The 16,625-nt window shown below is 72.3% G+C and carries 10 protein-coding genes; 4 read left to right on the top strand and 6 right to left on the bottom strand.

Annotation, left to right across the window (positions count from 1 at the left end):
- Positions 1-60: 60 nt before the first annotated feature.
- Positions 61-687, bottom strand: a complete 627-nt coding sequence (locus tag MTQ12_RS13280; protein WP_247618990.1) for a hypothetical protein — start codon at positions 685-687, stop codon at positions 61-63.
- A 65-nt stretch (positions 688-752) separates the two neighbouring features.
- Here MTQ12_RS13280 and MTQ12_RS13275 point away from each other — a divergent pair, with 65 nt between their 5' ends.
- A complete protein-coding gene (locus MTQ12_RS13275) occupies positions 753-2,063 on the top strand; it encodes an MATE family efflux transporter (protein WP_247618989.1) in 1,311 nt (436 codons plus the stop codon).
- Positions 2,064-2,245: 182 nt separating this feature from the next.
- Positions 2,246-2,830, top strand: a complete 585-nt coding sequence (locus MTQ12_RS13270) for a GNAT family N-acetyltransferase (RefSeq protein WP_247618988.1) — start codon at positions 2,246-2,248, stop codon at positions 2,828-2,830.
- Positions 2,831-3,285: 455 nt separating this feature from the next.
- Here the strand turns inward: MTQ12_RS13270 and MTQ12_RS13265 are convergent, their stop codons facing one another.
- The 3 genes from MTQ12_RS13265 to MTQ12_RS13255 form a co-directional block, all read right to left on the bottom strand.
- Positions 3,286-4,560, bottom strand: coding sequence for a MalY/PatB family protein (locus MTQ12_RS13265; RefSeq protein WP_247618987.1), 1,275 nt, complete (start codon positions 4,558-4,560; stop codon positions 3,286-3,288).
- A 154-nt stretch (positions 4,561-4,714) separates the two neighbouring features.
- Complete coding sequence (locus tag MTQ12_RS13260; protein ID WP_247618986.1) at positions 4,715-6,031, bottom strand: M1 family metallopeptidase; 1,317 nt, start codon at positions 6,029-6,031, stop codon at positions 4,715-4,717.
- Complete coding sequence (locus tag MTQ12_RS13255) at positions 6,028-10,062, bottom strand: Pls/PosA family non-ribosomal peptide synthetase (RefSeq protein WP_247618985.1); 4,035 nt, start codon at positions 10,060-10,062, stop codon at positions 6,028-6,030. The genes MTQ12_RS13260 and MTQ12_RS13255 overlap by 4 nt, the downstream gene beginning before the upstream one ends.
- A 188-nt stretch (positions 10,063-10,250) precedes the next feature.
- Here MTQ12_RS13255 and MTQ12_RS13250 point away from each other — a divergent pair, with 188 nt between their 5' ends.
- Positions 10,251-10,856 carry a 4'-phosphopantetheinyl transferase superfamily protein gene (locus MTQ12_RS13250; protein ID WP_247618984.1) on the top strand — a complete coding sequence of 202 codons (606 nt, stop codon included), beginning with the start codon at positions 10,251-10,253 and terminating at the stop codon, positions 10,854-10,856.
- Positions 10,857-11,529: 673 nt separating this feature from the next.
- Entirely contained in the window at positions 11,530-14,295 is a 2,766-nt protein-coding gene (locus MTQ12_RS13245; protein WP_247618983.1) for a cation-transporting P-type ATPase, read from the top strand.
- A gap of 200 nt (positions 14,296-14,495) precedes the next feature.
- Here MTQ12_RS13245 and MTQ12_RS13240 read toward each other — a convergent pair whose 3' ends face one another.
- Entirely contained in the window at positions 14,496-14,900 is a 405-nt protein-coding gene (locus tag MTQ12_RS13240; protein WP_247618982.1) for a hypothetical protein, read from the bottom strand.
- 233 nt (positions 14,901-15,133) lie between these two features.
- Positions 15,134-16,156 carry an Rv2578c family radical SAM protein gene (locus MTQ12_RS13235; RefSeq protein ID WP_247618981.1) on the bottom strand — a complete coding sequence of 341 codons (1,023 nt, stop codon included), beginning with the start codon at positions 16,154-16,156 and terminating at the stop codon, positions 15,134-15,136.
- Positions 16,157-16,625: the final 469 nt, after the last annotated feature.

Genomic DNA, 16,625 nt, shown 5'->3' with positions numbered 1-16,625 from the left:
ACTGGGCACAACACCGCGCGGAGCGAGATATTCCGAACGGCCCCCTCCGGGCGGGCCGGCTCACACGAGGGAGCCGAACGCCGCGAACCACCCGCGCCGGCGGTGGAGGAGCAGCGGGATGACGACGAGGAGGGCCGCCGAGGTGCCCGCGACGAGGTCGACCATCGTGTCCGTGTTGTTCCGTTGCGCGTTCGTCCCGACGACGATGTCCGCGGTGAACTCGGACATCTCCCACAGGAGCGCGACGAGGCCGCTCACGGCGATGACGACGACGGCCTCGAACCATGGTGGGGTGGTGAGATCGGTCCGCCGGTAGGCGATGCCGAGCGCGTAGACCGTGCCGAGCGCGATGAGGATGCCGGAGTAGAAGTGGACCACGGTGTCCCACAGTCCCCACACCGCATAGAAGTGGAGGTGGCTGCCGAGGAACGGGCCGGAGAGCAGCAGCGCCGCGTAGAGCCCCTGGAGCCACGCGGGGATCGGGGTGCGCGCCCAGTGCTCGAGGAGGAGCGGCACCAGACCGGCGGGAATCAGCAGCGCCGGGATGATGATGTCGGACCACTGCCGGGTGAGCACGGAGACCACGACCGCGGCGAGGCAGATGACCTCGGTGGCGAGGAGGGGCAGGTGCCGCTGGAAGGCACCGGCCCGGGTGTCGGTGGTGCGTGCGTTGTCGACCGTTCTCACGGGGGCGACCCTAACAGCCCGGCCTGACGTGCCCGTCCAGGCGTCCCGGTCCTACGATGGTGGTCATGCGTGCACTCGACCGGGATATCCTCAGGCTCGCCGTCCCGGCACTCGGGGCGCTCGCCGCCGAACCCCTGTTCCTCCTCGCCGACACCGCGATGGTCGGGCACCTGGGGCCCGAGGCGCTCGGCTCGCTCGCGATCGCGAGCACGATCCTCCAGACCGTCCTCGGCCTCATGATCTTCCTCGCCTACGCGACGACCCCGCGCGTGGCCCGCCGGCTCGGCGCCGGTGACACCCCGGGCGCGATCGGCGCCGGCTTCGACGGGATCTGGCTCGCGCTCATCACCTCGGGCGTCCTGCTCGTCATCGGGCTGCCGCTCATCGACACGGCGATCGGCTGGTTCGATCCCACGCCCGAGGTGGCCGCCGGCGCCTCGGCCTACCTCACCATCTCCTGGTGGGGGCTGCCCTTCATGCTCACCGTCGTCGCCGCGACCGGGCTGCTGCGCGGGCTGCAGGACACGCGCACCCCGCTCTACGTCGCCGCCGGCGGCTTCCTCTCCAACATCGGGCTCAACGCGCTCTTCATCTACGGTCTCGACATGGGCGTGGCCGGGTCCGCGCTCGGCACGCTCATCGCCCACCTCGGGATGTGCGCGATCTACCTCGTCATCGCCGTCCGCGCCGCCCGCCGCACCGGGGCCTCGCTGCGCCCGGACTGGGCGGGCGTCATCCGGGCGGCCCGCACCTCGGGCTGGCTGCTCGTGCGCAACGGCTCGCTGCGCGCTGCGATGATCCTCCTCATCGTGCTCGCCACCGGTCTGGGCACCGTGCAGCTCGCCGCGATCCAGGTCATCCAGACGCTGTTCAACGCGCTCGCCCTCGTCCTCGACTCGCTCGCGATCGCCGGGCAGGCGCTCATCGGCCTCGAGCTCGGGCACCGCCGGCGGGAGCGGGTGGCGGCGATCAACCGGCGGCTCATCCAGTGGGGGATCGGCTTCGGGGTGGTCGTCGGCGTGCTGCTCGCCGCCGCCTCCCCGGTCCTCGGTGCGGTGTTCACCGGCGATCCCGAGGTCGCCGCCCTCATCGGCACGCTCGCTCTCATCCTCGCCGCCGGGATGCCGATCGCCGGGTACGTCTTCACCCTCGACGGTGTGCTCATGGGAGCCGAGGACGCCCGCTACCTGGCGCTCGCCCAGTTCGGGGCGCTGCTCGGGTACGCGGTCCTGCTGCTCCTCGTGTTCACGCAGTGGCCGACGGTCCACGTGCTGTGGGCGTGCTTCGGGATCGGCTTCGTCGCCTTCCGCGCGATCAGCCTCGGCTGGCGGGTGCGCAACGACGGCTGGATCCTCCGCGCGGAAGCCCGCAGCTGAGCCGACGCGCGCCCTGCACGCGCGGGCGAGCATCCTCGATGCGACTGTTTCAGCGAACGACAACCCGATCACGGCCTCGGACCCGCCCTCCGGCCGCGATTCCGTTGTCACCGGCAGATACGATTGCATCGACATCGTCACCGGGCCGGCAGCGGCCCGTCCGCCCGCTGAAGGAGGCCCGCATGCGCATCGTTCCGGTTCCCCGCGACGGCGAGGACATCCTCCTGCCGTTCCTCGTGCTGTGCTGCAACTGGTCGATGGACCGCCCGCCGCTCGACGCCGAGGCGGTCCGCGCCGACGACCACCTCAACCGCTACATCGAGGGCTGGGGAAGGACCGGGGACCTCGGCGTCATGGCGGTGAGTGAGGACGGCGGACCCGAGCAGTCCGACAGCGAGGCGAGCGACGGCGAGGCGGGTGACGGCGACGCCGACCCGAGCGCCGCAGGACCCGAGGCGGATCCCCGCGTGCTCGGGGCGGCCTGGCTCCGCACGATGGGGGAGAAGCCGGGCTACGGCTGGGTCGCCGACGACATCCCCGAGCTCTCCATCGCGGTCCTGCCCGCGGCGCAGGGTGCGGGGCTCGGCCACCGGCTCATGCAGACCCTGCTCCAGATGGCACGGCTCACCGGGGTCACGGCCGTCAGCCTCGCGGTCGAGGAGACCAACGGCGCACGCCACCTCTACGACGAGCTCGGCTTCGCCGTGGTCGGCCGCACCGAGGGCTCCGACATCATGGTGCTCGACCTCGCACCGCGGGAGGGCTGACGCCGTGCTCGAGGACCTGCTCGACCGTGCCGCCGGTGCCGCGGGCCCGCCCCGCTGGTCGCCGTGGATCCGACTCCTGCGGCGGGTGTTCCCGCGGATCCGGGCGCGCGGGGCCGCGGTGTAGGCGCCGGGGAGGTGCGTCCCCGATGTGACGTGAGCGGGTTGCTGCGTGACCGTGGTGATGCGACGCCGTCCCCGGTGACGTCCCTGCTGTGACGTGAAATCTCTGCTCGCGGCGCCTTCACATTCCTGCTCCGACGCGGCGGCACGATCATCACGGGACGAAGGGCCCGCTGTGATGTCACAGCTGTGACGCGCCTCAGCCAGGGGTGTCACAGCGGGGGCGTCTCATCTCACGGCGGTGCCCTCGAGCTCGACGAGCTGACCCCGGGATCGCCGACCGGATCACCCCGATCATCGTCGTCGCCGGCGCCGCTCCCGCGGCTCCGCGGCCCTCACCGGAGCGGCCGCACGCGTCCCATCCGCTCCACGGCCTCGGTGAGGATCGCCGGCGAGGTGGCGAAGTTCAGCCGGACGTGGCGCTCGCCGCCGGTGCCGAACACGTGGCCGGAGCTCAGCGCCACCCGGGCTTCGTCGAGGAACAGCTTGGCCGGGCCCGCCAGATCCGACACCACCGCGAGTCCGTCCTGCGCGGCCGGCGGTTCGGTGCCGAGGTAGCTGCAGTCGAGCCAGGCCAGGTAGGTGCCCTCGGGCTCGCGGAAGCCGGCCTCGGGCAGGTGCTCGTCGACGAGTTGTCGCAGCAGGGCGCGGTTCGCATCGAGTCCCTGCAGCAGCGCCGCGAGCCACTCCTGTCCCTCCCGGAGCGCGACGGTGTGGGCGATGAGGCCGAGGTGGCTCGGGCCGTGGCTGACCTCCTCGGGCATACGGGCGAGGTCCGCTGCCGCGTCCTCACCGGCGATCGCGAGCGCGGCCTTGAGCCCGGCGAGGTTCCAGGCCTTCGACGCCGACATCAGTGCGAAGGCGTCCTGGGCTCCGGGCACGCTGAGATAGGGGGTGAAGTGCGCGCCGGGCAGCACGAGCGGTGCGTGGATCTCATCCGACACCACCCGCACCCCGTGGGCGCGGGCGAGCTCCGCGATCGCGGTGAGCTCCTCGAGGGTGTGCACCGTGCCGGTGGGGTTGTGCGGGTTGCTCAGCAGGTAGGCGGCCCCGCGCCCGCCCTGCGTCACCTGCCGGAACGTGTCTGCGAGGACGTCGAGGTCCACCCGGTGATCCGCGCCGAGGGGCGCCTCGACGATCCGCCGGCCGTCATGGGTGACGAAGGCGTAGAACGGCGCGTAGACCGGCGAGTTGACGACGACAGCGTCACCGGGATCCGTCACCAGCCGGAGCACCTCGACGACACCGAGCATGACATCGGGGACGATCGCCGTCCGCTCCACGGCCAGTCCGTTCCACGACCAGTGCGCCCGGGCGAAGGCGGAGAACGCCTCGGCGTACGCGGTGCCCTGCGGATAGCCCGTATCACCGGCGTCGATGGTGCGGTGCAGCGCCGCGGCGATCGGCGGAGCGAGCCGGACGTCCATCTCCGCGACCCACAGCGGCAGCACGTCGTCGGGGTGGGCGCGCCACTTCATGCTCGTCCGCTGCCGGAGCTCGTCGAGCCCGAGCGAGAGGGGATTGGGAACCGCGGCTCCCTGGGCCGCGCTGGGAATGCCGCTGCCTGCGGTGTCGGAGACCTGGATGCCGTTCCTCGGTGATTCCACCATTCGACCTGCCACCTCGTTCATCGGGGTCGAGCCGCGCCGTTCGCGTGCTCGGACGGAGACCCCAGCATCGCACCACCCGCGGGTCGAATCCACCCCGCAGCCGGCGCCCCGGCAGCGGCGTCACTGCCGGGACGCACCCGCCTCGCGACCGCACCTACCACTGCAGCGACAGCGGCGGGAGCGGCTTCGCGTAGAGCCAGTCGTGGACTAGCGGTTCGATCGGGCGGCCGACCACCGCCTCGCCGAGCGCGAGGAACGCCTCGGTGGTGACGTTCGCGCCCCGGTACTGCCCGGTCCAGCGGTGGAGGATCCGGAAGAAGTCTTCGTCCCCGATGTGGAGGCGCAGCGTGTGCAGCGTGAGCGCCCCGCGCTTGTACACCCGGTCGTCGAACATGTCGGCGGCTCCCGGGTCGGCGAGCACGAGGTTCTGCGGCAGGTCCGCCAGCCGCACGTGCTGCTCGCGGGCGCGCTGCTGGGCTGACTTCTGGCCCGACTCCTCGGACCAGATCCACTCCGCGTAGCAGGCGAAGCCCTCGTTGAGCCAGATGTCGGACCAGGACTTCGGCGTCACCGAGTTCCCGAACCACTGGTGAGCCATCTCGTGGGCGATGAGCCGTTCGGCGTTCCACGTCTGCGCCAGGTGGTTGCGCCCGAGGATCGACAGGGGCTGCGATTCGAGCGGGATCTCGAGCACGTCGTCGGTGACGACGATCCCGTAGTGCCCGAACGGGTACTCGCCGAACCGGCGCTCGAACACCGTCATCATCGCGTGCTGCTTGGCGAGGATCCGCTGCGCCTGCTGCCACAGGCCCGCACTGCACGCGAGCGTCATCGGCACCTGCGAGGGCACGTGCGAGCCGCTGTCGACGCTCCCGCGCCGGTACTGACCGATCTGCATCGTCGCAAGATAGGTGGCGAGCGGTTCGGCGGACTCCCAGGTCCACGCGGTGCGCCCGGCCCGCCGGCGGGTGTCGACGAGCTCGCCGTTGGATACCGCCGTGTACTCCGAGTCGACGAGGATCGTCACCCGGAACGTCGCCTTGCTGCTCGGATGGTCGTTGCAGGGGAACCACGTCGCCGCGCCCGTCGGCTGGCCGGCCACGAGTACGCCGTCGGCGAGCTCCTCCCAGCCGACGTCGCCCCATGTGCCCATCGCCGGGCGGGGGGTGCCGGAGTACTGGATCTCGATCTCGAGCTGCTCGTCGGCGAGGAACTTCTCCTGCGCTCGGATGACGAGCTTGTTCCGCGTCTGCTTGTAGCGGTGCCGACGGCCGTTGACGAGCACCCGACCGGCCGCGAGGCCGACGAGATCGAGCTCGATCGTCCGGGCATCTGCGAGCATCGAACCGCGCAGGGTCGCCTGCCCGGCGAGCCGGTTGGGCAGGATCTTGTAGTCGAGGTGCAGATCGTAGTGCACGATCCGCACCGCGGCCGTCCCTGAATGCGGGGTGCAGCGGTCGAGCACCGTCACGTCGGACTCCCTTCAGCGGTGGTGGCCGGGGCGGGCGCCTCGGCGGCGAACGAGGACTCCGGCAGTGCGGGCGCATCGACCCACGGCACCACCGGGTTGCCCGTGAAGTAGGCGTCGGCGGGGACGAACTCCCCGCGCATGACGAGCGAGGTCGGGCCGACCGTCGACGACCGCCCGAGGGTCGCCGCCGGCAGGATCACGCTGTTGGGTCCCAGCGTCGCTCCGGCCTCGAGCTCCACGGTATCGAGTGCCATCACCCGGTCGTGGAACAGATGGGTCTGCACGACGCAGCCGCGGTTGACCGTCGAATTGTCAGCGAGGTCGACGAGGTCGGCCTCGGGCAGCCAGTAGGTCTCGCACCACACGCCGTGTCCGATCCGCGCCCCGAGCGCCCGCAGGTACCACACGAGCGCCGGCGTGCCGACGGCCGAGCGCGCGAACCACGGGGCGGCGACGAGCTCGACGAAGCAGTCGGCGACCTCGTTGCGCCAGATGAACGACGACCACAGCGGGTGCTCCCCGGCGCTGACCCGCCCGACGAACAGCCACTTGGTGACGACGGCGATCCCGGCGGTGACCGCACCGGCGAGCATCATCACGACACCGGACAGGGCGGTCATGACGACCGCCGGCCACACCCCGGCAGTCACCGGTCCCGTGCCCGAGGCGCCCGCTGCCGGGCCGGCGCCCGTCACCTCGGCAGCGGCGGTGAGCAGACCGGTGAGGGCGAGGAACACTCCGGCGACGACGACCCCGGCGGTGAGCACCGCGAGGATCCGCAGCGTCTCCCAGGTGCCGCGCAGCGCCTTGAGCCGCAGCGGCGGATCGTAGGTCAGGGATTCGTCGGCGGCGACCTCCGCGCGGCGGAGCTCGACGGGCGGAGAGCCGATCCACGAGCTGCCCTTCTTCGCCTTCTGCGGGGCGGCCGACAGCACCGCGACGAGCGAATTCGCGCGCACCCGGCGCCCGGCGGCGGCCATCCCGGAGTTGCCGAGGAAGGCGCGCTTGCCGACCTTGGCCCGCCCGATCCGCATCCACCCGTGGCCGAGCTCGTAGGAGGCGACCATGGTGTCGTCGGCGAGGAACGCCCCGGAGGCGATCTGCGTCATGCTCGGCACGAGCAGCACCGTCGAGGCCTCGACCCCGCGGCCCACGCGGGCGCCGAGGATCCGCAGCCACACGGGGGTGAGCAGGCTGGCGTAGATGGGGAACAGGAGGTCGCGGGCCATGTCCATGATCCGCTCGGTGGCCCACACCCGGAAGCCCATCGCCGAGCGCACCGGGTAGGTGCCCTCGCGCAGGCCGAGCGCCAGTCCGCGCACGGCGAGGACGATGAGGACCGCGGTGCACACGAACCACACGGCGGCGAGCACCGGCGCCCAGGCGAGCAGCGCGAGCGGAGCCGCGAACACCTCGACCCCGGAGACGGCGACCATGAGCGCGAGCCCGGGCACGGCCGCGGCGTAGGGGATCGCGGCGTGGAAGATCGAGCCGACGGCGTAGAACCAGAACGGGGTGTGGCGGCGGCGCGAGGGCGGGTCCGGGAACGTGTTCTTCGCCTTGCCCACACGGGCAGCGGGGGAGCCGGAGTACACCTGGTTCTTCCGCACCTTGCCGGTGACTGCGGAGCCCGGTTCGACGTGGGCGCCTGCCCCCACCCGGGCACCGGGCATGAGCGTGGAGCGGGCGCCGACGGTGGCGTTCGCGCCGACGTGGATCGGGCCGATCCGCAGCAGGTCCCCATCGACCCACCAGCCCTTGAGGTCGACCTCGGGTTCGATCGCCGCGCCGTCCTCGAGCGTGAGCAGGCCGGTGATCGGCGGGACCGAGTGGAGGTCGGCGTCGCGGCCGATCCGGTTGCCGAGCAGGGTGGCGTAGCGGGTGACCCACGGCGCGGAGGCGACGGACACGGCCGCGGCCTGCTCGGCGATGTGCTCGGCGAGCCACAGCCGCAGGTGCACCCCACCGGAGCGGGGGTAGACGCCCGGGCCGACCCCGCGCAGGAGCAGGCGCGCGGCCGTCGCGGAGATGAGCATGCGGCCCCACGCGGTGACGAACACGAGGTAGAGCGCGATGACGAACCACCACGGGGTGGTGACGAGCGGCGCACCGAGGGCGCCGGCGACGTTGCACACGACGAGCGTGAGGACGACCCAGCGCATGCCGGAGAGGATCTGCACCGGGATCCCGAGGAGCGTCTGCAGGAGCTGCATCGAGCGGCCGGTGCGGCGCACCCGGCGCGGCCGGCGGTGGACGTTCTCCGGGGCGTCGGCGCCGGTGCACAGCTCGACGAGCGCCCCGAAGCGCGGGTGGGCGTAGACGTCGCCGACGGTGACCTGCGCGTGCTCGGTGCGCAGCCGGGACACGAGCTGGGCGGCGGCGAGCGAGCCGCCGCCGGCGTCGAAGAAGTCGGTGTCCATGCCGGGCGTGCCGCCCAGCACCGCCGCCCACTGCTGACCGATCCACTCCGCGTGCGCGGGCAGGGGGCCGGCCGCCTCGTCCTCGGCGACCGCGGCGAGCGGCCACGGCAGGGCGTTGCGGTCGACCTTGCCCGAGGTCTTCGTCGGCAGCTCGTCGACGATCGTCAGGCGGGGGACGAGCGCCGGCGGGAGCACCCGGCGGAGCTGCTCGGCGTAGGCGGCGAGCAGTGCGGGCTCGTCCGCCGCGGCCGGGCGCTGCGAGGGAGCGAGGTAGCCGATGAGCAGCTGGGTGCCGCTGGGCGTCGTCTTCACCGCGGCCGCACCGCCGGCGATCCCGGGCAGCGCCTGGAGAGCCGAGTCGACCTCGCCGAGCTCGATCCGCCGTCCGCCGAGCTTGACCTGTTCGTCGGCGCGGCCGACGAACAGCAGGCCGGCCGGGTCGTTGACGACGAGGTCGCCGGAGCGGTAGGCGCGCTCCCAGCCGAGGGTCGGCATCGGCGCGTACTTCTCCGCGTCCTTGACCGGGTCGAGGTAGCGGGCGAGGCCCACCCCGCCGATGATGAGCTCACCCGTCGCCCCCTCGGGAACGGGGACGCCCTGGGCGTCGACGACGGCGAGGTCCCAGCCGTCGAGCGGCAGCCCGATCCGCACCGGACCGGTGGCGCCGAGCGGGGCGGCGCACGCGACGACGGTCGCCTCGGTCGGGCCGTAGGTGTTCCACACCTCGCGGGTGCCGTCGGACAGGCGGGCGGCGAGCTCCGGCGGGCAGGCCTCGCCGCCGAAGATCAGCAGCCGCACGTTGTCGAGCGTCTCCGCCGGCCACAGCGCGGCGAGCGTGGGCACCGTGGAGACGACGGTGATGCGGCGGCTCGACAGCCACGGGCCGAGGTCCATGCCGGACTTGACGAGGGCGCGCGGGGCGGGCACCAGGCAGGCGCCGTGCCCCCAGGCGAGCCACATCTCCTCGCAGCTCGCGTCGAAGGCCACCGACAGGCCGGCGAGCACCCGGTCGCCGGGGCCCAGCGGTTCCGCGGTGCAGAAGATCCGGGCCTCGGCGTCGACGAACGCGGCGGCCGAGCGGTGGGTCACGGCCACGCCCTTGGGGGTGCCGGTGGACCCGGAGGTGAAGATCACCCAGCAGTCGTCTCCCGGCTCCGGGGCGCGCAGGGCAGGGGTGTCGGCGAGCGGCCGGTCCGTGGTGCGGGTGATCGTCGGGCGGATCTCCTCGCTCGGCGCCGCGGGGTCGGTGACGACCGCGGCGACACCGGCCTCGGAGAACACGGTGCGGGCGCGCTCGTCGGGATCGTCGACGTCGACGGGGACGTAGGCGGCGCCGATCATGAGCACGGAGAGGATCGAGACGTAGAGGTCGAGGGTGCCGCTGGAGACGCGGACGCCGACTGTGTCGCCGGGTCCCACGCCGGCCTCGTGGAGCGCGAAACCCAGAGCGCGCATCTCGGACACGAGCTCCGTGTAGCTCAGGCTGCGGCGGCCGTCGTCGAGCGCGGGCGCCTCGGGATGGGTCGCGGCGACGGAGAGGATGATGTCGATGAGGGTGCGCGGCAGCGGGGTGCGGTGCGTGCCGGGGAACTGCGGGGGGTGGATGCTCACAGGCCTCGTTCTCGATCTCGTGCGAACGGCGATGTCTCACCCGGAGTCTACGTCGGGCAGGTGACGGGGCCCGGAACCCGCGCCGAGGCGTCGGCCACAGCGAGGAGGGGAGGGCGCCGGGTCGGCGATACTGGACCCGACCGCACGGAGTCGGACCCCAGGGGCGCGCGGGTGGGAAGGAGGATGTCGTGGAGTGGACCATCGAGCAGGCGCCCGACGGCGTCGACCCCGCGCACGCCCTCCTCACCGGTCTCGTCGCCCGCGTGCACTCGGTGCCGGCCGAGGCGGTGCGCATCGAAGCGACCGTCCGCGGCCGGCGGGCCCGGGCCGGCGCCGCCCCGGTGGCAGTGTCGCTGTCCCGGACGGCCGGCTGGGTCGCCGCGGCGTGCAGCGGGCCGGGAGAGCCCGGCAGCGTGGGCATCGACGCCGAGGCGTGGGCCCCGTTCCGCGATTCCGGCACCCGCGCCGGCTCCTTCGCCGATGTCGTGCTCGCCGCGGAGGAGCGGATCTGGTTCCGCGCCGCCGCGGGTGGCAGCGAGGCCGACCGCCTCGCCGCACTGCTGCGCACCTGGGTGCGGAAGGAGGCGGTGCTCAAGGCGCTCGGCACCGGCTTCGACACCGCCCGCGGCGGTCTCGACCCCGCTGCGATCGTCCTCGGCCCGCCCTGGGACCCGCCGACCTGCACGAGTCATCCGGAGGTCGAACTCGCCGACCACCTCGCCGGCGGTGACGATCCGGTGCTCGTGAGCACCGCGCACCGTGCGAGCGGGCAGGCGAGCAGGCAGGCGGACTGACGGACCCGCGGGCCCGACGGCCACCCCTTCCCTCCCGACGTCCCGGCACCTAGCGTGTGAGGCGAGGGCCGGGACCGGGCCGGCCGGGAGAGGAGTTCCGCCATGACCTACGACGTCGCCGCCCTGCGCCACGGGTTCCCCGCGCTGTCGAGCGGGATCGCCCACTTCGACGGCCCCGGGGGAACCCAGACCCCGCGGTCTCCTGCACACGGTCGGCGGCGACCCACGCGGCGACGGTGTCCGGCGGCAGAACGGGGGAGAGCGGAGCGGGATCAGGCGCCGCGTTCGCGGATCCCGTGGCGGGGCCGGGCTCGGTGGTGCGGCTGGTCGGGTCGGTCATGGCGGTCCCTCTCTCCGGTATGCGGCCACGGTAGTCCACGGCCCGCCCGGCGCGAGGTGCGGTGCACCGGGACCGAGGGGTGCTGTGCGACGGGACGGCGCGTCCCATTCCGGGACACCGGCGAGCAGGCGCACCGGAGTCGGGGCGTAGCATGGACGACAGAGCCGATCCGGACGGGGAAACCGCTGGTCACCACCTCGTGAGCGGTAAGGAACCCTGTCGCCGGGGGCGCCGGGTCGGATGCCGTCCGACCGGTCCCCGAACCGCCCGGTCGGACCCGTACCCGACGCATACCCGGAACCGGCCGGCAGGCCGACCGGGGCAGGAGACCTGATGACCGCAAGCCCGCAGCTGTTCTCCGCCGACCGCCCGCCGCACGCGCTGCCCGAGCAGGACGTGCTCTCCGCTCTCGACACCGACGACTCCGGACTCGATTCGACGCGCGCCGCCGAGATCCTCGCCGCGACCGGCCCGAACGCGCTGCCGCCGAGCGAGCAGGAGACGACGCTGCAGCGGCTGCTGCGCCAGTTCCACGACCCGATGATCTACGTGCTGCTCGCCGCCGCGGTCTTCACCGGCATCCTCGGCGAGGTCATCGACACGATCGTCATCCTCGCCGTCGTCCTCATCAACGCGCTCGTCGGGTTCTTCCAGGAGGGCAAGGCCGCCGATGCGCTCGAGAGCATCCGCTCGATGCTGTCCCTCGACAGCGAGGTGCTGCGCGACGGCGACTGGACCGAGGTCGACGCGGAGGAGCTCGTGCCCGGTGACATCGTGCGGCTGCGCGCCGGCGACAAGGTCCCTGCCGACCTCCGGCTGCTCCGCTCCGTCAACCTCCGCATCGAGGAGTCCGCGCTCACCGGGGAATCGGTGCCGGCGGAGAAGGCCGTCGACCCGGTCGCCGCGGACGCCGTGCTCGGGGACCGCTCGTCGATGGCCTACTCCGGCACCGTCGTCGCTGCGGGCTCCGGCACCGGCGTCGTCACCGCCACCGCCACCGGCACGGAGATCGGGCGCATCACCACGATGCTCAGCGAGGTCGAGTCGATGGACACCCCGCTCACCCGCTCGATGACCCGCTTCTCCTCGCTGCTCGCGATCGTCGCCGTGGTGCTCGCCGTCGGCATGGTGCTCCTGTCCTGGCTCCTCTACGACCACCCGTGGCCGCGCCTGCTCATGTCCGCGATCGGCTTCGCCGTCGCCGCGATCCCCGAGGGCCTGCCCGCCGTGCTCGCGATCACCCTGGCCCTCGGCGTGCAGGCGATGGCCTCGCGCAACGCGATCACCCGCCGCATGAACTCGGTGGAGACGCTCGGCTCGGTGACGACGATCTGCTCGGACAAGACCGGCACGCTCACCCGCAACGAGATGACCGTGCGCGAGGTCGTCACCACCGCCGGCCGGTTCGAGGTCACCGGCACCGGGTACGCGCCCGACGGCGAGATCCGCGCCGCGGATCCTGCCACCGCGGGCGCCCCGGGTGCCGGCACCGAGGACGCCGCCGCAGGCGGGACGATCGAGCTCGCAGCGCACCCCGGGCTCGCCGCCATCGCCGAGGTGGCCGCGCTCGCCAACGACTCCCGTGTCGTCGAGCGCGACGGGGAATGGGTCCTCAACGGGGAGCCGACCGACGGCGGCATCCGCACCTTCGCCCTCAAGTCCGGCGCCCACCCGCAGGCCGAGCGGCTCGCCGAGGTGCCCTTCGACTCCGAGTACAAGTACATGGCCACCCTCGATGCCGGGGCGGACGGCACCCGGCTGGTCCACCTCAAGGGCGCACCCGACCGGCTCCTCGACCGCTGCGACCGGCAGGGGGACGGCCCCGATGCGGGCACCCCGCTCGACCGGGCCCACTGGGAGGCGGAGATCGACCGGCTCGGCGCCTCGGGCCTGCGCGTGCTGGCCGCCGCCGAACGGCGCGCCGACCCGGGCACCGATGAGCTCACCACGGACGACGTCGATGCGGGCGGCTTCGTGCTCCTCGGCCTGTTCGGGATCATCGATCCGCCGCGCGAGGAGGCGATCGAGGCGATCCGCACCGTGCAGCGCGCCGGCGTTCGGGTGCGGATGATCACCGGTGACCACGCCGGCACCGCGACCGCGATCGCCCGGGAGATGGGGATCGGTGATCGCGCGATCACCGGGGCGGAGCTCGAGGCGAGCACCGACGAGGAACTGCGGGAGATCGTCCGCGAGCACGACGTCTATGCGCGCACGAGCCCGGAGCACAAGCTGCGGCTCGTGCAGGCGCTCCAGGCCGACGGCGAAGTCGTGTCGATGACCGGCGACGGCGTCAACGACGCCCCCTCGCTCAAGCGCGCCGACGTCGGCGTGGCGATGGGCATCAAGGGCACGGAGGCGACCAAGGAGGCCGCCGACATCGTCCTCACCGACGACAACTTCGCCTCGATCGCGGCCGCCGTGGAGATGGGCCGGACGATCTACGACAACCTCCGCAAGGCGATCATCTTCATGCTCCCGACGAACGGCGCGCAGGGTCTCGTCATCCTCGTCGCGATGGTTGCCGGCATGACCCTGCCGATCACCCCGCTCCAGGTGCTGTGGGTCAACCTCATCACCGCGGTGACGCTGTCGCTCGCGCTGTCCTTCGAGCCCTCGGAGCCCGGCATCATGGAGCGGCCGCCCCGGGATCCGCGGGCCTCCCTGCTCGACTCCGAGGCGGTCGTGCGGATCGCCTACGTGTCCCTGCTGCTCGGCGGGGCGACGATCGGGGCGTTCCTGCTCGCGCAGTCCGGTGGGCTCGACCTCGAGACCTCGCGGACGATCGCGGTGCACACGCTCGTCGTCGGGCAGATCTTCTACCTGTTCGCCAGCCGTTTCACCACCGCGTCCAGCATGCGCCGTGAGCTGTTCACGACGAACGGCATCTCGTGGCTGTGCGTCGCGCTGATGATCGGGCTGCAGCTCGCCTTCGGGTACCTGCCGTTCATGCAGGTCGCGTTCGCCACCACCGCCGTGCCGCTCAGCGGCTGGCTGCTTCCGGTGATCGTCGGGGTCGTCGTGTTCCTCACCGTCGAGGTCGACAAGGCCCTGCGGCGGCGCGCCCGGAAGGCCACGGTCGGGGTGAGCACAGCCTGACCCGCGGTTCCCGCCTCGGGACCGGCTCCGGATCGCAAGTCGGGGGCGGATCGGCCCGAGCCGGGACAGGTTCAGACGACGCAGGCGGGGCACCCGGAATCCGGGTGCCCCGCCTGTGTCGTCCTCAGGGTGCGCTCGTGAACTCGGGCCCGTCGTGCGGCCGCGCTCAGCGCTGCCGTGTCACGGCCGGAGGACGCGCGTCACTTGCGGCCGAAGATCAGCGCGATCGCGATCGCGGCGAGCCAGGCGTCCTTGGCCAGCGCGGTGCCGTCCTGGCTGGGACGCACACCGTCCTCCTCGGTCATCGCCGGGTTGCGGAAGTACATCGCGAGCATCCCTGCGGCGAAGGTGCCCAGCGCGGCTCCGGCGATGCGCTTGGGGACCATGGGGGCGAGCAGCGCCGCGCCGACCGCGATCTCCCCGTAGCTCACGAACTTCGCGAACTGTTCCGGGGTGATCTCGCCGAGCTTCGGCACGCCGGAGGCGGCCATGCCCTGGAGACCCTCGGCCATCTCGCGCGGCATGCCGAGCTTGCCGACGCCGGAGTTGAGGATGAAGGCGCCGGGGATGGCGCGGAGCGCGGTGGTGGCGATGCTGAAGCCCATGGGGGTCCCTTCGTCGAATGCGGTCGGTGTCCGTCGAGGCTGCAGAGGCCTTGGTGCGGACGTGTCCATCAACCCCAACAGCACGCCCCGGCGGGGTATTCCGGGGTTCGAGCCCGCGTGGTCGCTGGGTGCTGGGGGAGTGCGATGGAAACCGCACCGGCGGGCGCAGCCTGCACAGTCTCCGCCCGCCGGTGCAGTTCCTGCTGCAGTCCGTGTTCCGGGTGCAGGCCTCGTCAGAAGAGCGTCGGTGTGAGCGCGGGGGCGGCGGCCGGAACTGCCTGCCGATCCCGGGAGCGTCCTCGCGCGTAGTCGTCGTCCGCCCGCGAACTGAGCCCGTACCGGTCGAGGAGCGGGCCGATCCGCCGGGACAGCTGGGCGCGGTAGGAACGCGGTGCGTGGGAGGAGTGCGCATAGAGGGCGCGGTAGCGGCGGCTCAGGTGCGGGTGCTCACGGTCGATCCAGGCGAGGAACCACTCGCGCGCACCCGGTCGCAGATGGAGGGCGCCGTGGACGACCCGGGTCGCACCGGATGCGGCGATGGCACGCACCGCGGTCTCGAGCTGTGCGGGGGAGTCGGTGAGGTAGGGGAGGACCGGCATGAGGAACACCGTGACCCGGAACCCGAGGTCTGCCGCGGCGCGCACGGTGGCGAGCCGGGCGGCCGTCGTCGGGGTACCGGGTTCCACCATCTGCTGGAGTGCGTCGTCGAACACCGCGATCGACATCGCGAGGTCGACCGGGACGTCCTCGGCGACACGGGCGAGCAGCGGCAGGTCGCGGCGCAGCAGGGTGCCCTTGGTGAGGATCGAGAACGGGGTGCCGTGCGCGGCGAGCGCGTCGATGATCCCGGGCATGAGCGCGTAGCGGCCCTCCGCCCGCTGATAGGGATCGGTGTTCGTGCCGAGCGCCACGTGCTCACCCACCCAGCGGGGCCGCGCGAGCTCGGCGGCGAGCACCTGAGCGATATTGACCTTGACGACGACCTGCGAATCGAAGTCCTCACCCGCGTCGAGGTCGAGGTAGCGGTGGGTATTGCGCGCGAAGCAGTAGACGCAGGCATGCGAGCAACCGCGGTAGGGGTTGACCGTCCAGGGGAACGGCATGGCGCTGGCCGGCGGGACCTTGTTGAGCGCGGTCTTGGCGAGGACCTCGTGGAAGGTCATCCCGGCGAACTCCGGCGTGCTCACCGTGCGGAGCAGGCCGCGGACGTTGACCATCGCCATCGGATCGAGGATGCTCTGCTGGTTCCACCTCATGGTCGTCCTCCGTCCACCTGCCGCTGCCCTCCTGATGCCGGGCGCTGTGCGCACCACCGGCGCCTGCATCGTCGGAGCGCGGGGCGCGCTCTGCGCCCGATACAACGATTCGAACACATGTTCTAACGCCGGTCAAGGGGTGAGGAAGGGGCGAGGAAGGAGGGGGCTGCGGTGACGCGGAGGGCGTCAGGTGCACTGAATGACGGAGGTCCGGAATCCCTGTGGATTCCGGACCTACGGTTCCGACACTGTGTCGGAAAAATCTGTCGGGCTAGCGGTGTTGAGTCTCAGTACATCGTCAACACCTGTCTCAATACATATTCACCACCGCGGAGCTCGATCTGTCCCGCGTCAAGTAGTTGGCAGGATTTCCTTGGTTTTGAATGTCGGGGTGGTGGGGTCGGCCAGGCCCAGGTGCACCTCCTTGGGCCGGTTCCATGAGATGGCCTCGTGGGGCCGGAGCTCGTTG

This window comes from Brevibacterium sp. R8603A2 (assembly GCF_023072605.1).
GTDB lineage: Bacteria > Actinomycetota > Actinomycetes > Actinomycetales > Brevibacteriaceae > Brevibacterium > Brevibacterium pityocampae.
This window is presented reverse-complemented; position numbering and strand designations above follow the sequence as displayed.

What these genes read in the sequence shown, in the direction of transcription:
- MTQ12_RS13275 (WP_247618989.1), top strand. Translation starts at nt 753, where the DNA reads ATGCGTGCACTCGACCGGGATATCCTCAGGCTCGCCGTCCCGGCACTC.
- MTQ12_RS13245 (WP_247618983.1), top strand. Translation starts at nt 11,530, where the DNA reads ATGACCGCAAGCCCGCAGCTGTTCTCCGCCGACCGCCCGCCGCACGCG.
- MTQ12_RS13265 (WP_247618987.1), bottom strand. Translation starts at nt 4,560, where the DNA reads ATGGTGGAATCACCGAGGAACGGCATCCAGGTCTCCGACACCGCAGGC.
- MTQ12_RS13270 (WP_247618988.1), top strand. Translation starts at nt 2,246, where the DNA reads ATGCGCATCGTTCCGGTTCCCCGCGACGGCGAGGACATCCTCCTGCCG.
- MTQ12_RS13240 (WP_247618982.1), bottom strand. Translation starts at nt 14,900, where the DNA reads ATGGGCTTCAGCATCGCCACCACCGCGCTCCGCGCCATCCCCGGCGCC.
- MTQ12_RS13235 (WP_247618981.1), bottom strand. Translation starts at nt 16,156, where the DNA reads ATGAGGTGGAACCAGCAGAGCATCCTCGATCCGATGGCGATGGTCAAC.